General features: G+C 41.3%; 11 protein-coding genes. 6 read left to right on the top strand and 5 right to left on the bottom strand.

All coding sequences use genetic code 11. From position 1 onward, the window contains the following. Nucleotides 1-92 precede the first annotated feature (92 nt). The 3 genes from R5R67_RS16215 (at nucleotide 93) to tcuB (ending at nucleotide 3,655) form a co-directional block, all read left to right on the top strand. Complete coding sequence (locus R5R67_RS16215; RefSeq protein WP_000421142.1) at nucleotides 93-1,022, top strand: LysR family transcriptional regulator; 930 nt, start codon at nucleotides 93-95, stop codon at nucleotides 1,020-1,022. A 103-nt stretch (nucleotides 1,023-1,125) separates the two neighbouring features. Continuing rightward, nucleotides 1,126-2,532: an FAD-dependent tricarballylate dehydrogenase TcuA gene (gene tcuA, locus R5R67_RS16210; RefSeq protein ID WP_000543958.1), complete on the top strand. Its 1,407-nt coding sequence runs from the start codon at nucleotides 1,126-1,128 to the stop codon at nucleotides 2,530-2,532. Further along, nucleotides 2,522-3,655: a tricarballylate utilization 4Fe-4S protein TcuB gene (tcuB, locus tag R5R67_RS16205; protein ID WP_000994372.1), complete on the top strand. Its 1,134-nt coding sequence runs from the start codon at nucleotides 2,522-2,524 to the stop codon at nucleotides 3,653-3,655. Before tcuA ends, tcuB begins: the two co-directional genes overlap by 11 nt. Before the next feature lie 77 nt (nucleotides 3,656-3,732). Here tcuB and R5R67_RS16200 read toward each other — a convergent pair whose 3' ends face one another. After that, on the bottom strand, nucleotides 3,733-4,266 hold the full coding sequence (locus R5R67_RS16200; RefSeq protein ID WP_000491370.1) for an HPP family protein: 534 nt from the start codon (nucleotides 4,264-4,266) through the stop codon (nucleotides 3,733-3,735). A 99-nt stretch (nucleotides 4,267-4,365) separates the two neighbouring features. On the opposite strand from R5R67_RS16200, the gene R5R67_RS16195 reads away from it, so the two are divergent. Then, entirely contained in the window at nucleotides 4,366-4,917 is a 552-nt protein-coding gene (locus R5R67_RS16195; RefSeq protein ID WP_000045122.1) for a TetR/AcrR family transcriptional regulator, read from the top strand. 40 nt (nucleotides 4,918-4,957) lie between these two features. On the opposite strand, the gene R5R67_RS16190 is transcribed toward R5R67_RS16195, so the two are convergent. The 3 genes from R5R67_RS16190 to R5R67_RS16180 all read right to left on the bottom strand — a co-directional run bounded on the left by R5R67_RS16190 (nucleotide 4,958) and on the right by R5R67_RS16180 (nucleotide 9,008). After that, nucleotides 4,958-6,187, bottom strand: coding sequence for a CaiB/BaiF CoA transferase family protein (locus R5R67_RS16190; RefSeq protein ID WP_000501129.1), 1,230 nt, complete (start codon nucleotides 6,185-6,187; stop codon nucleotides 4,958-4,960). Between the two features lie 51 nt (nucleotides 6,188-6,238). After that, the gene (locus R5R67_RS16185; protein WP_001058264.1) at nucleotides 6,239-7,561 is read right to left on the bottom strand and encodes an MFS transporter; all 1,323 of its coding nucleotides are present in this window, start codon (nucleotides 7,559-7,561) and stop codon (nucleotides 6,239-6,241) included. A gap of 226 nt (nucleotides 7,562-7,787) precedes the next feature. After that, nucleotides 7,788-9,008 (bottom strand): acyl-CoA dehydrogenase, encoded by a 1,221-nt coding sequence (locus tag R5R67_RS16180; protein WP_002077894.1) that lies wholly within the window; start codon nucleotides 9,006-9,008, stop codon nucleotides 7,788-7,790. A 245-nt stretch (nucleotides 9,009-9,253) separates the two neighbouring features. Between R5R67_RS16180 and R5R67_RS16175 the strand changes: the two genes are divergently transcribed. Next, nucleotides 9,254-10,201 carry a LysR substrate-binding domain-containing protein gene (locus R5R67_RS16175; protein ID WP_001254613.1) on the top strand — a complete coding sequence of 316 codons (948 nt, stop codon included), beginning with the start codon at nucleotides 9,254-9,256 and terminating at the stop codon, nucleotides 10,199-10,201. 104 nt (nucleotides 10,202-10,305) lie between these two features. Here the strand turns inward: R5R67_RS16175 and R5R67_RS16170 are convergent, their stop codons facing one another. Further along, nucleotides 10,306-11,481 carry a zinc-binding dehydrogenase gene (locus R5R67_RS16170; RefSeq protein ID WP_000843800.1) on the bottom strand — a complete coding sequence of 392 codons (1,176 nt, stop codon included), beginning with the start codon at nucleotides 11,479-11,481 and terminating at the stop codon, nucleotides 10,306-10,308. A 402-nt stretch (nucleotides 11,482-11,883) separates the two neighbouring features. Between R5R67_RS16170 and add the strand changes: the two genes are divergently transcribed. Next, nucleotides 11,884-12,879: an adenosine deaminase gene (add, locus tag R5R67_RS16165; RefSeq protein WP_000629048.1), complete on the top strand. Its 996-nt coding sequence runs from the start codon at nucleotides 11,884-11,886 to the stop codon at nucleotides 12,877-12,879. Nucleotides 12,880-12,915 lie beyond the last annotated feature (36 nt).

Here is a 12,915-nt window from a genome sequence, read left to right as displayed (position 1 = left end):
ACTCTTTGAACGGTTTACTCAAAGCAATAGAACAAAATGTAGAGTAATAAATCAGTGTAGAATAATTAACAAAGGTCAAAGTAGAATTTGCCGTGGAACTTAAACAATTAAAGTATTTTATTGCAGTGATCGAGTCAGGAAGCTTGGGTAAAGCTGCAAAAAATCTCGATATTGGAACGTCTGCATTAAGTCAGCAAATCTCAAAATTAGAAAGCGAGCTTTCTATTCGCCTTTTACAACGTACTGCTTTGGGTACGGTTCCCACCCCTGCGGGTTTAGCTTTTTTTCAACAGGTTCAACTGGCGCTTAGGCACTTAGACCATGCTGTAGACTCTGCGCACTCCTCACGTTTAAGTGGTCACGTCACCGTCGGTTTTTCACCGAGTGTTGCGGCTGTTATAGGCACGCATTTTTTAAAACTCATGAGAAACCGTTATCCGGACATTAAAGTCCGTTTAATCGAAGGCTTATCGGGTGACCTCAAAGCCTTGGTGAATGTAAGGCAGCTCGATGTGGCTATCATCTTTAGTGACGATGTCGACCCACAGTGGGCCATACAACCTTTAGTCAAAGAACAGATGTTTTTAATCTCGCCTAAAGAAGTGCTGAGTCAGTACCATCTTGAAAGCTGTATCGACACTCAGACCATTACTCATTTACAGCTTAAAGAACTTCCCCTGATTTTACCGAGCCAACGACATGGACTGCGCTTGTTGCTTGAACAGAAAATTCATCAACTTAAAGTGGCCTATGAAATTGATGGGCTGCATTTGTTAATGGAAAGTATTAGCCAACTCGAAATGGCAACCATTCAACCTGCGGGTGCATCATTAAACTCAAGGCAAGACTTATGTTTGCTACGCGTTGTAGAACCTGCCATTGAACGTATTAATTATTTAATTAGTCTCTCTGAAGAAGAGCTCTCACCTGCCACCTTAGCCACGAAAGTAGTGATTCGTGCCTGTGTAGCAAACTTGATTAATGAAAAGCGCTGGCCCGGTGCGGAACTCATAAACACTTAAGCCATTAGTGTTTATTTTTGCTAAACACCCATTCAAGCCTAGCCCCTCACTTCATCTTCCCTTTTGAAGCTACATTAGCCCTAGCTGAGAAAGGGAGAAATCCATGCATGATGTAATTGTGATTGGTGGTGGGAATGCCGCACTGTGTGCCGCGCTCACAGCAAAAGAAAGTGGTGCTTCTGTGCTTGTCATAGAGGCAGCGCCCAAAGAGTGGCGTGGTGGTAACTCACAACACACTCGTAACCTTCGCTGCATGCATGATGCTCCTCAAGATGTATTGGTCGATGCTTATCCCGAAGAAGAATATTGGCAAGACTTACTTAAAGTCACTGCGGGCAAAACCAATGAACACTTAGCCCGTCTAGTGATTCGTAGCACGGCGACCTGCCGTGACTGGATGCGTAAACATGGGGTGAATTTTCAGCCACCGCTATCGGGTGCTTTGCATGTTGCACGCACCAATGCCTTTTTTATGGGTGGAGGTAAAGCCCTCATTAATGCGTATTACCGAAGTGCCCAAGAACTTGGCATTGAGATTTTATACAACACAAAAATTAAAGACCTAAAGTTAAATCAAGGACATTTTGAAGCTGCAATTGCGGAAGATGGCCGTGTATTTAAAGCAAAAAGCTGTGTATTGGCCGCAGGTGGTTTTGAGTCAAATCTGGAATGGTTAAGAGAAGCATGGGGACAAAATGAAAACGGCGAATGGCCTGCCGATAATTTCATTATTCGCGGAACCCGCTTTAATCAGGGCAATTTACTCAAATTTATGATAGATCAAGGCGCCGATATTATTGGTGACCCATCACAATCACATTGCGTCGCTGTAGATGCAAGAGCACCGTTATATGATGGCGGCATCTGCACTCGTATTGACTGCGTTTCACTAGGGATTGTGGTCAATAACAAAGCCGAACGTTTTTACGATGAAGGCGAAGACTTCTGGCCAAAACGTTATGCGATTTGGGGCCGCCTTGTTGCCAAACAACCGCAGCAAATTGCCTATTCGATTATCGACTCAAAAGCTATTGGCCGCTTTATGCCCCCTGTATTTGCGGGTGTAAAAGCAAATAGCATTCAAGAACTGGCCGAAAAAATCGGGCTGGATGCAAAAACCTTATGCCATACCGTAGAAGAATTTAATCAAGCCTGTGTGCAAGGCACCTTTAACCATACTGTTTTAGATGACTGCACCACCGAAAATATTATTCCCAACAAAACCCATTGGGCTGTTCCTCTCGATCAACCACCCTTCTATGCCTATGCCCTTAAACCCGGCATTACCTTTACCTATTTAGGTTTAAAAGTCGAAGACGATGCTGCGGTACGTTTTAACAATAAACCAAGCCGCAACCTATTTGTCGCAGGTGAAATGATGGCAGGTAACGTACTCGGACAGGGTTATACCGCAGGCGTTGGTATGTCGATCGGCACAACCTTTGGACGCATTGCCGGAAAAAATGCCGCCCACTATGCACTTTCACAAGGAGTTGAACATGAATGCTAGTACCAAAGCCCTAATTCCAGTTGTTCAGCTCTCAGACCACGAGCAAGAAGTCCAAAGAGCCCTACAGATTTGTAATGCTTGTCGCTACTGTGAGTCTTTTTGCGCTGTATTTGTGGCTATGACCAAACGTCTTGAGTTTAATCAAGCCGATATTCATTACCTCGCAAACCTCTGCCATAACTGTGGTGCATGTTTACACGCTTGCCAATATGCCCCGCCACATGAGTTTGGTGTAAACATTCCAAAAGCGATGGCACAAGTACGTTTGGAAACTTACCAAGAGTTTGCTACACCTCAGCCTTTAGGCCGACTTTATAAGTCTGTAGGTATTCCTTTTGTCTCGGCTTTAACACTTATTTTCTTTTTTTGCATGTTAGCTGTGGTGTGGTACAAAGGCACCGACCTGTTTGCAGGCTATCAAGGTAATTTCTATGCGATTTTCCCGCATAACTTTTTAGCGCTACTGTTTGGAGCGACCTTTACAGTTGCGATTGTTTTGCTCGGTATTGGAATTAGCAAATTCTGGCGACAGACGTCTAAAGTCATTCATGGCAAAGTTGAGAAACCCGATCTGGTTCAAGCCACCCAAAACGTATTAACGCTTAAATATTTAGATGGTGGTCATGGCAAAGGCTGTAATGAGCAAGATGACCGGTACACACAAATCCGCCGCGTGTTCCATCACCTGACATTTTATGGCTTTATGCTCTGCTTTGCAGCTACAGGTGTAGCGACTTTATATCACTATTTTCTTGACCTACATGCACCTTATCCATACCTAAGCTTGCCTGTGATTTTAGGAACTTTGGGTGGAATTGGCTTAGTTGTCGGTCCATTTGGCTTGCTCTATTTAAATCTTAAACGCCATCCATTACATGGTGACCGTGAGCAAAAACCTGTAGATCGAGGCTTTATTTTCCTTCTACTTATCGTTAGCGCTTCAGGGCTAGTACTGATGGCATTTCGTAATACCCCTTACATGGCACTTTTATTGATTTTCCATTTAGCTACAGTCATGACATTCTTTATTACCATGCCATTTGGAAAGTTCGCACATGGTTTTTACCGCAGTGCTTCTTTACTCAAATTTGCTATCGAAGAACGTATTTCAAAGAAATCATAATTTCATTCAAAAGTATTCACTATCTTGGCGTAGTGAATACTTTCATTATTTTAAGCTCAAACCACTTCATACCTTTCCTACTTTTTACTATTTAAAATTCCTAAACCATACATCGGCCACTTCGTACTCGCTTTAATATTATTAATGAGCATCGCCACTAAAACTAAAGACACTGCACCGACCAAAACAGGGAAAATTAAGAAATTCCACTCATAATGTATGCTGCTTGCGGTGAGTAAAATAACCAAAGGATTGGCTCCAGCAGGTGGATGAACACATTTAAACACTTGCATGAGCGCAATTGCACAGCCCACTGAAAAAGCAATTGTAAAAATGGAAACACCGATAAATTTTAGAAAAAACAAACCCACGAAAGCCGAAATAAGATGTCCAAATATAATATTTCTGGGCTGTGCCAAAGGTGACTGCGACACGGTATAGAGCAATACACAAGTTGCACCAAATGGTGCCATGATAAAGATATTATGTGTGAGCTTACTCAACCACAACAGTATAAAAATACTGACTGTCCCCCCAACAAGGCTTCTTAAAATATCAATTTTATTGGGCGATGGAGCCAGTTTTTCTTTGCCATAAAAAATAGAGAACATAATTTTTTATTCCTTAGACAGAAGTTGCTTTTTAAAAAGCATATAGATAAAATCTCAAATAGTACAGATCTGTACTATTTTATTTTTTGGAAAAGTTTTATGTCAAAATCTGCCTTAAAAATATTAGATACAGCCGAGAAGCTATTTAATGAAAATAGTTTTGTCGGGGTTGGCGTTGACCTGATTCGCGATGAATCTGGCTGTTCCAAAACCACCATGTACACGTACTATAAAAATAAAAATCAATTAGTTAAGTCTGTGCTTGTTGCGCGTGATGAACGGTTTAAGCAAAGTCTTTTAGGTTATGTTGGAGATGCAACAGGGTTAGAAGCTATCAATAAAATTCTGGATTGGCACACCAACTGGTTTAAACAAGATTTTTTTAAAGGCTGTTTATTTGTAAGAGCAGTCGCAGAATCTAACCAAGATGATCAAGACATTATTTCAATTTCAAAAGCCCATAAACAATGGATTAAAGAACTCATCGCCGCAAACTGTAATATGCCGAATGGTGAAGCTTTATCTGAGCTGATCTATACGGTGATTGAAGGCTTAATTAGCCGCTTTTTAGTCGATGGTTTCGATGAAACACTTGCCATAAATATGAAAAATTCGATTAATCAATTATTTAATATTAACCAAAATTTATAATTGCAGCCCTAGAGCTGCAATTGAATAGATGAGATTTTGATTAAGCAATCTTCCCATCAATAATGCCTTTTTCCTTTAATGCAGCAAGCTCTTCTGCTGTTTTAAATCTCGATAAGATTTGAGCCGTATGTTCACCTAGCTCTGGCGGTGCATGATGATATTCAACTGGAGTATCAGACAGCTTGATTGGTGAGCCTATGGTTTGAAAGTTTTCATTTAAACGATGAGGAATATTCACCACCAAATTACGATGGACGATTTGTGGTTCAGCCAAAGCATCTTCAATAGAATTGATAACACCTACTGGCACTTTAAGCACATGAATCATCTCAACCCATTCTTTAGCAGTTTTTCGCAAAAAGTGTTCCGACAATAAAGGAATCAGTTCATCTCGATATTTGACGCGGTCCTGATTACGGACAAATTTTTCATTTTCGAGTAACTCTGGATAACCAATCGCAATACACAAATCTTTAAACTGTTTGTCGTTGCCACAAGCAATAATAAATTCTTTATCTTTAGCCTTAAAAGTTTGATACGGCACAATACTCGGGTGTTGATTACCCATGCGTTGTGGCGCTTTACCTGAAGCTAAATAATTCATTCCCTGATTTGCCAGTGCCGCGACCTGCACATCAAGGAGTGACATATCAATATACTGACCGCGTCCTGTGTGTGAGCGTGCAATCAGTGCCGCTTGAATGGCAATGGTGGAATACAATCCAGTTTGAATATCTACCACAGCCACACCAACCTTTTGCGCACCACCACCTGCCGCATCATCAGGCTCGCCAGTAATGCTCATTAAGCCAGACATACCCTGAATAATAAAATCATAACCGGGTTCTTCTGCACGTGGGCCATCTTGCCCAAAACCGGTAATCGAGCAATAAACAATGTTCGGGTTCAACTCACTTAATGACGCGTAGTCCAAACCATATTTAGCCAAAGACCCTGTCTTATAATTTTCAATCACGACATCGGCAGTCTTGGCAATTTCATAAATTAAGGCCTGACCTTCGGGTGTGGTTATGTCTACCGCAACAGAATATTTATTGCGGTTGGTACACTGGAAATAACCAGATTCACGGGTCATGTTTCCATCTTGATCGGGCATCCATGGTGGCCCCCACATACGGGTGTCATCACCGACTCGAGGACGTTCAATTTTAATCACTTCTGCGCCAAGGTCTGCCAAGATTTGCCCGCACCATGGCCCCGCAAGCACACGACTTAAATCTAAAACCCGAATTCCTTGTAATGCACCCATAACGATACCTTTATCTTTTTAGAAGGTACTAATGCACCTCCCTGTCATTGTTTATGATTGTTTTTGCGGATCGTACTGACGATCTTTAATAAATAAGCCCGGCAATACACCCGCAACAAAATACGCAGCGCCCATCACAATAAAGGCCATGGTAAACGTACCGCCCGATGCCAAGAAACCAATGGTAGCTGGTGCAATCGCTGCCCCGACACGACCAATGTTGTAAGCACCGCCAATGGCTGTTCCGCGCACATCGGTTGAAAAACTTTCAGCCATATAAGTCGCATTCACACCGTATGGAATGCCATATAAGAAGCCAAAAGTGATTAATAAATACAGAATATTGTCAGGGGTATTGAAGAAAATAATGATTGGTAAAAACACAGCACTGGCAATTGTGCCAAATACAAAAACAGCACGGCGGTTAAATTTGTCTGCAAGATAGCCCGCTAAAATTTTTCCTAAAATCATTGCGGTATATGAACCCACCATATAGCTGGTTAAGTTTTTAAAGTTCATATGCACTTCTGTTTCTAAATAACTTGGCATCCAGTTGTTAATGCCGTAATAACCAAACTGTAAGAAGAATGCTGTGGTCATCCATAACAAAAACATTTTACGGTGCTTAAAGTTATTAAAGATTTGTTTGTAGATACTGCTACTTTTTGGCTTTTCAACTACTACTCTTTCTTTAGGCTGTCTGTTGCCTTGCAAGCTTTCAATTTTAGTGAGCTGCCAAGATTTTGGCTCTGGCACAAACCGTTGCAGGAAAATATTAACGAAAGCAGGTACTACGGTCAGAAAGAATAAAACGCGCCAGCCATAATCTGGAATAATTGCGCCAGCTAATAACGTTGCAGCAATATAACCTACGGTCTGGCCCGTCTGTAATGTGCCCAAGACCGTTGTACGGTAAGTCGTCGGCACATATTCAGCCATTAAGGTATTACAGGCCATATAGAGTGCTCCGATTCCCAAAGCACCAATAAAACGTAAAGCCATAAATTGCTCGAAGCTTTGCGTAAAGCCTAACAAACAAGTCGCTACAGAAAAGAAAGTCACCGAGTTGGCAATGGTTCGTACGCGACCAAACTTGTCACATGCCCAACCACCCAAAATACCGCCAATCCCCATCCCTGCCAAAGAAGCACTACCTAAGGCACCTGCTTGAAAGGTACTTAAACCAAACTCTGCCTTTAAACTGGTCAAGCTATAAGACAGCAGCATAATATCAATGCCATCGACTACCATTGCAAAATAGGCAAATAACAACGCCCATTTCCATGTATTCGGTCCGATCTTTTCATATGTTCCAAGATTGCTTGGAAATGTAGTTCTTAACTCTTTCGATATTACTTGAACGTCATTGTTCATCTTTAGTTCCTCATTTTCCCAAATGAGTCATCGATAGCTTACTTATGTTTTCTGTATGACTTAATCTTCTATACTTTTCATCATCTTACATTTAGTTTTAAGTACACAGAGGTACATCTTCACATGAGTATCCTTACGATGAATCTTGTCATTTTCCATAAATTTTTGCGTAAAAATCCCTAAAGGTGCTCCCGAAAGAACACCTCTATTTTAAAAAATGAGTGAGTTAGTTACTAAATGCGGCGATGCCAGTTTGTGCACGACCTAAAATCAAGGCATGAACGTCATGTGTACCCTCGTAGGTATTTACGACTTCAAGATTGACCAAATGGCGTGCCACACCAAACTCGTCACTAATGCCGTTTCCACCCATCATGTCACGTGCCATGCGGGCAATATCAAGCGCCTTTCCACAGTTGTTACGCTTAATTAGAGATGTACCCTCAACTGATGCAATGCCTTCATCTTTCATGCGGCCAAAACGTAAAGCTGCCTGTAAACCCAAAGCAATTTCAGTTTGCATATCTGCCAGCTTCTTTTGAATCAATTGATTTGCAGCCAACGGGCGACCAAATTGTTTGCGGTCCATGGTGTATTGATGTGCTGTATGCCAACAGAACTCGGCAGCACCCATTGCACCCCATGCAATGCCATAACGAGCACTGTTTAGACAGGTAAATGGACCTTTTAAGCCTCGAATTTCAGGGAATGCATTTTCTTCAGGTACAAAAACGTTATCCATCACGATTTCACCCGTAATCGAGGCACGTAAACCAACCTTGCCATGAATGGCTGGTGCAGATAGACCTTCCCAGCCCTTTTCTAAAATAAAGCCGCGAATATCACCAACATTGCCTTCAGCAGAAACTTCTTTTGCCCAAACCACAAATACATCGGCAATTGGACTATTGGTAATCCACATTTTTGCGCCACTTAAACGATAACCACCGTCAACTTTTTTAGCACGGGTAATCATACTGCCCGGGTCTGAACCATGATCAGGTTCGGTCAAACCAAAACAACCAATGTATTCACCAGTAGCAAGTTTAGGTAAGTACTTCTGCTTTTGCTCTTCGGTACCAAATTCATGAATCGGAACCATGACCAATGAGCTTTGCACGCTCGCCATAGAGCGGTAACCCGAATCGACATATTCAATTTCACGTGCAACCAAACCGTAACTCACATAGTTCAAACCCGCGCCGCCATATTGCTCAGGAATGGTTGGCCCCAGTAAGCCAAGCTCTCCCATTTCACGGAAAATAGATGGATCTGTTGTTTCATGACGGAATTGTTCAAGTACACGGGGTTGCAGGCGTTCTTGGCAATAGGCATGAGCTGCATCACGAATCATGCGCTCATCTTCGGTAAGCTGTTGCTCAATTAAAAATGGGTCTTGCCAGTTAAATTGAACTTTTGCTTTTTTTGTTGTCACCATGTGATTCATCGCATCCTCTGCTTGATTTGATCTTCTTTATTTAACTCGATGTTATGCGTGAAAAATTCAGTAATCAAACGATAAATGTTCATGCAGATATGCGACTTACGCATATTTAAAATGGGTCGCATTAAATTTAACTATTTAATCCGTTGTATTTCATTAAAAATGGCTTATTTTTATACTAAACTCGGATATCTGCATTTAGGTCATATGCTGTTTTGAAATATGATGACAAATAAAAGGATTTGTTTATGCGAAGAAGTATCCCGTCCATTCAGGGTCTAATTTGCTTTGAAAGTGCAGCAAAACATCTAAGTTATACCTATGCTGCGCAAGAGTTATGTATTACCCAAAGTGCAGTCTCGCGCCAAATTCAGCAATTAGAAGATTTCTTGGGCGTTGAACTCTTTATACGTACTCGGCATGGTGTTGAACTCACCATTGCAGGTCAGCAGTATTTTAAAAGCATCAAGCCCTACTTATTAGGACTAGAAAAATGTACGGCCGATGTGATTTCTCATAAAGGTTTAGGTGGAACATTAAAGTTAGGTGTAGTTCCTACCTTTGCAACGCGCTGGCTGTTACCCAAACTTCATCTTTTAAATCAAAAACACCCTGAAATTACGGTTCACTTAGAAACCAGTACCAAACCTTTTTTATTTAACGACAATATTTTTGACGCTGCTATTTTTGCAGGAACGCAGCAGCAAATTGACCATTGGCCCGGCATACAAGCGCATTATTTAATGGATGAAGAAATTGTACCTGTATGCTCGCCAAGGCTAATCGAAAAGTATTTTCCAGATGCTGTGATGATTAATGAAAATACCTATGATTTAAGCTCGGAAGATTTGCTGAAAATTCCTCTACTGCAACAAACCACTCGGCCTAGCATTTGGCAAGAATGGTTTCTAACTCATCAGATGCAACACCCTAAACCTTTTGATGGACAACGCCATGAGTTATTTTCGATGCTTGCCGTTGCTGCAAGCCATGACATGGGAATGGCCTTAATTCCACAAATGTTGATTGAGTCTGAACTACAAAAAAAAGAACTGGTGATTGTTTCCAATAAAAAATTAAAAGGCAGCCGAAAGTACTACCTCATCCATTCGAGCCAAGACATCTCACCGACTATTCAAAAATTTGTTGAGTGGATTTACCAAGAACTAGAACAACTAAAGACCAATACCAATTAGCTGAGCAGCCCTGATTTATGCCAAATATTGCGATCTATAACCATAAAAAAGATTGTGATTAATCAAATCACAATCTTTTTAGTTAAGCGTAAATGACTTTGAAATTAATGACTCATTAATTGAATATCTGAACCGCTACGTTTCGGGTCAATCAAGATTTTGGCATGCTGTTCAGGATCACGTAATGCTTCAAATGCATTAGTTACGCCTTCTAGGCCAACAACACCAGTAATGAGCGGTGAGCAATTCACCTTACCTTCTGCAATCATGTGCAGAGCATCTCTAAACTCAAGCGGTGTATAACCCAACACAAACTGAATTTCTAGCTCTTTATTAATCGCAAGTGCTGGTTCTATTTTGTCACTTTGCATGCAGACGCCCACCCCGACAATTCGGGAAAACAGAGGTGCACCTTCAATAATTTGCTGCAAAACACCCGGTACGCCGACGCACTCAAAAATAACAGGACGTTTTGGCAGAGCGCCCAATTTATCAATCATGCGCCATCCATGCCACCAAGGTAAGCGTGTCGCTTGCAACTTATCAAACAGTCCCATGCCCATGTTAATGGCATCAGAAACATTGCCAAGCAAACCAAACTCCTTCCAGTTGGCAAATGGCGATGTCTCTTTAGGATCTACCACAATATCCGCGCCGCATTGCTCGGCAAGCTTACGGCGGTTTGGTGAAAAGTCACTGGCAACTACAGTTTTAACTCCAGCTGCTTTAAGCATTAATATGACGCCTAGCCCGACAGGACCACAGCCAATTACAATCGCAGGTTCACTAGTTTTTACACGGCTACGACGAACAGCATGCAATGCAACCGCCATAGGTTCGGTCATGGCAGCACTATCCGCATCTAGACCATTCGGCACTTCAAACATCAAGCTTGATTGAGCCAATACTTGCTCGGCATAGCCACCCGAAGCATTTGGGGAAAGCCCTGTAGACAAATAACCATGCTGATCTACATTCAAAAGCGGCATTGCGCAAACGAGTGTATCCGCTTTAAATTTATGGCGTGTTTTTGGACCGTAGTCTAAAACCTTGCCGCAAAACTCATGTCCAAGTACAAATGGGTCTGTAGACTTCGCTAAACCATTAAACCCGACACGTGCAGCCAAATCATGCATGTGGTCGCAGTGATGCTGCATATGTAAATCTGAACCACAGATCCCGCATCGCACCACTTCCAATAAAACTTGTCCTTTTGCAGGCGTTAAGTTCGGTTGGTCTACTACTTGCAATGTTGTTTGATGACAAAGTACCGACTTCATTTGAGTGCTTCCTATTTCTTCTTTTTCATTTACTTGCCAGAAATAGATTTCTACAGATAAATTAATCGCTTTATCGGTTTGGTCTTTAGCAAGCCTTTATTCATCTTTACAAGTAAAAGGCAAAATACCAATGACCATTCTTCAGCCAATCCACTCTTGAAGAGTCAACAAAAAACAGGCTCAGCGAAATTAAAAACAATAAAAATCTTGGTGCTTGTATCTTACACAGACTGTGTTGTCTTCTTAGGCCAGAACAATGTCATCAAAATTAAAACTTATACAAATATAGTAAGTTCAAAAAACTCAACTCAACCATTTTCACAAAAACATAGCAAATCCAAACTTTTATCAGTGCATTTAAACAGGCATGATGAATTGATGCAAACAGATAAGAAGAAATCTATGATTACAAAAACGCTCCCGCTTACAGATATACACCGCCACCTTGATGGCAATATCCGCATTCAAACCATTTTAGAGTTGGGGCAACAATACAATTTAGATTTGCCTGCTTACGACATTGAAACGTTACGCCCACACGTACAAGTGATAGATAATCAACCTGACTTATTAAGTTTTTTATCCAAACTCGATTGGGGCGTAAAAGTATTAGCAAGCCTAGATGCCTGCAAACGTATTGCTTTTGAAAACATGCAAGATGCAGCACAACAAGGCCTAGACTATGTAGAACTACGTTTTTCACCGGGTTATATGGGCATGACCCATCAACTCCCCCTTGAGGGCGTAGTTGAAGCTGTGATTGCTGGTGTAAAAGAAGGCAGTCAGGCATATGGGGTAAAAGCGAATTTAATTGGCATTATGAGTCGTACTTTTGGTCAAGAAGCCTGCGAAAAAGAATTAAATGCCCTACTCGCTCATAAAAATGATATTAAAGCATTGGATCTTGCTGGAGATGAGCTTGGTTTTCCGGGCAATTTATTTATTGATCATTTTAAAAAAGCGCGTGATGCAGGCTGGCACATTACAGTACATGCAGGTGAAGCTGCTGGCCCAGAAAGTATTTGGCAAGCTATTGAAGAATTAGGTGCTGAGCGAATTGGACATGGTGTTAAAGCAGTTCAAGATTTAAAACTTTTAGATTATTTGGCTAAACATCAGATTGGTATTGAGTCTTGTCTCACCTCAAATATTCAAACCAACACAGTGCCTTCTTTAGCAGAGCATCCATTAAAGACTTTTTTAGAACATGGTGTGCTTGCTACCATTAATACGGATGACCCAGCAGTAGAAGGCATTGAGATACAGCATGAATATTTAACTGCTGCCCCACTAGCAGGTTTAAGCCCTGAGCAAATTTATACAGCTCAAGAAAATGGACTTAAAATCGCATTTTTATCAGAACAAGAAAAAGATGAGTTAAGACAGAAATATCAATAACAGAGAACAGAGAACAGAGAACAGAGAACAGAGAAC

Origin of the sequence: Acinetobacter sp. OYA S30 (assembly GCF_033599315.1) — a bacterium.
GTDB lineage: Bacteria > Pseudomonadota > Gammaproteobacteria > Pseudomonadales > Moraxellaceae > Acinetobacter > Acinetobacter baumannii.
This window is presented reverse-complemented; position numbering and strand designations above follow the sequence as displayed.

What these genes read in the sequence shown, in the direction of transcription:
- tcuA (WP_000543958.1), top strand. Translation starts at nt 1,126, where the DNA reads ATGCATGATGTAATTGTGATTGGTGGTGGGAATGCCGCACTGTGTGCC.
- tcuB (WP_000994372.1), top strand. Translation starts at nt 2,522, where the DNA reads ATGAATGCTAGTACCAAAGCCCTAATTCCAGTTGTTCAGCTCTCAGAC.
- R5R67_RS16200 (WP_000491370.1), bottom strand. Translation starts at nt 4,266, where the DNA reads ATGTTCTCTATTTTTTATGGCAAAGAAAAACTGGCTCCATCGCCCAAT.
- R5R67_RS16195 (WP_000045122.1), top strand. Translation starts at nt 4,366, where the DNA reads ATGTCAAAATCTGCCTTAAAAATATTAGATACAGCCGAGAAGCTATTT.
- R5R67_RS16190 (WP_000501129.1), bottom strand. Translation starts at nt 6,187, where the DNA reads ATGGGTGCATTACAAGGAATTCGGGTTTTAGATTTAAGTCGTGTGCTT.
- R5R67_RS16185 (WP_001058264.1), bottom strand. Translation starts at nt 7,561, where the DNA reads ATGAACAATGACGTTCAAGTAATATCGAAAGAGTTAAGAACTACATTT.
- R5R67_RS16180 (WP_002077894.1), bottom strand. Translation starts at nt 9,008, where the DNA reads ATGAATCACATGGTGACAACAAAAAAAGCAAAAGTTCAATTTAACTGG.
- R5R67_RS16175 (WP_001254613.1), top strand. Translation starts at nt 9,254, where the DNA reads ATGCGAAGAAGTATCCCGTCCATTCAGGGTCTAATTTGCTTTGAAAGT.
- R5R67_RS16170 (WP_000843800.1), bottom strand. Translation starts at nt 11,481, where the DNA reads ATGAAGTCGGTACTTTGTCATCAAACAACATTGCAAGTAGTAGACCAA.
- add (WP_000629048.1), top strand. Translation starts at nt 11,884, where the DNA reads ATGATTACAAAAACGCTCCCGCTTACAGATATACACCGCCACCTTGAT.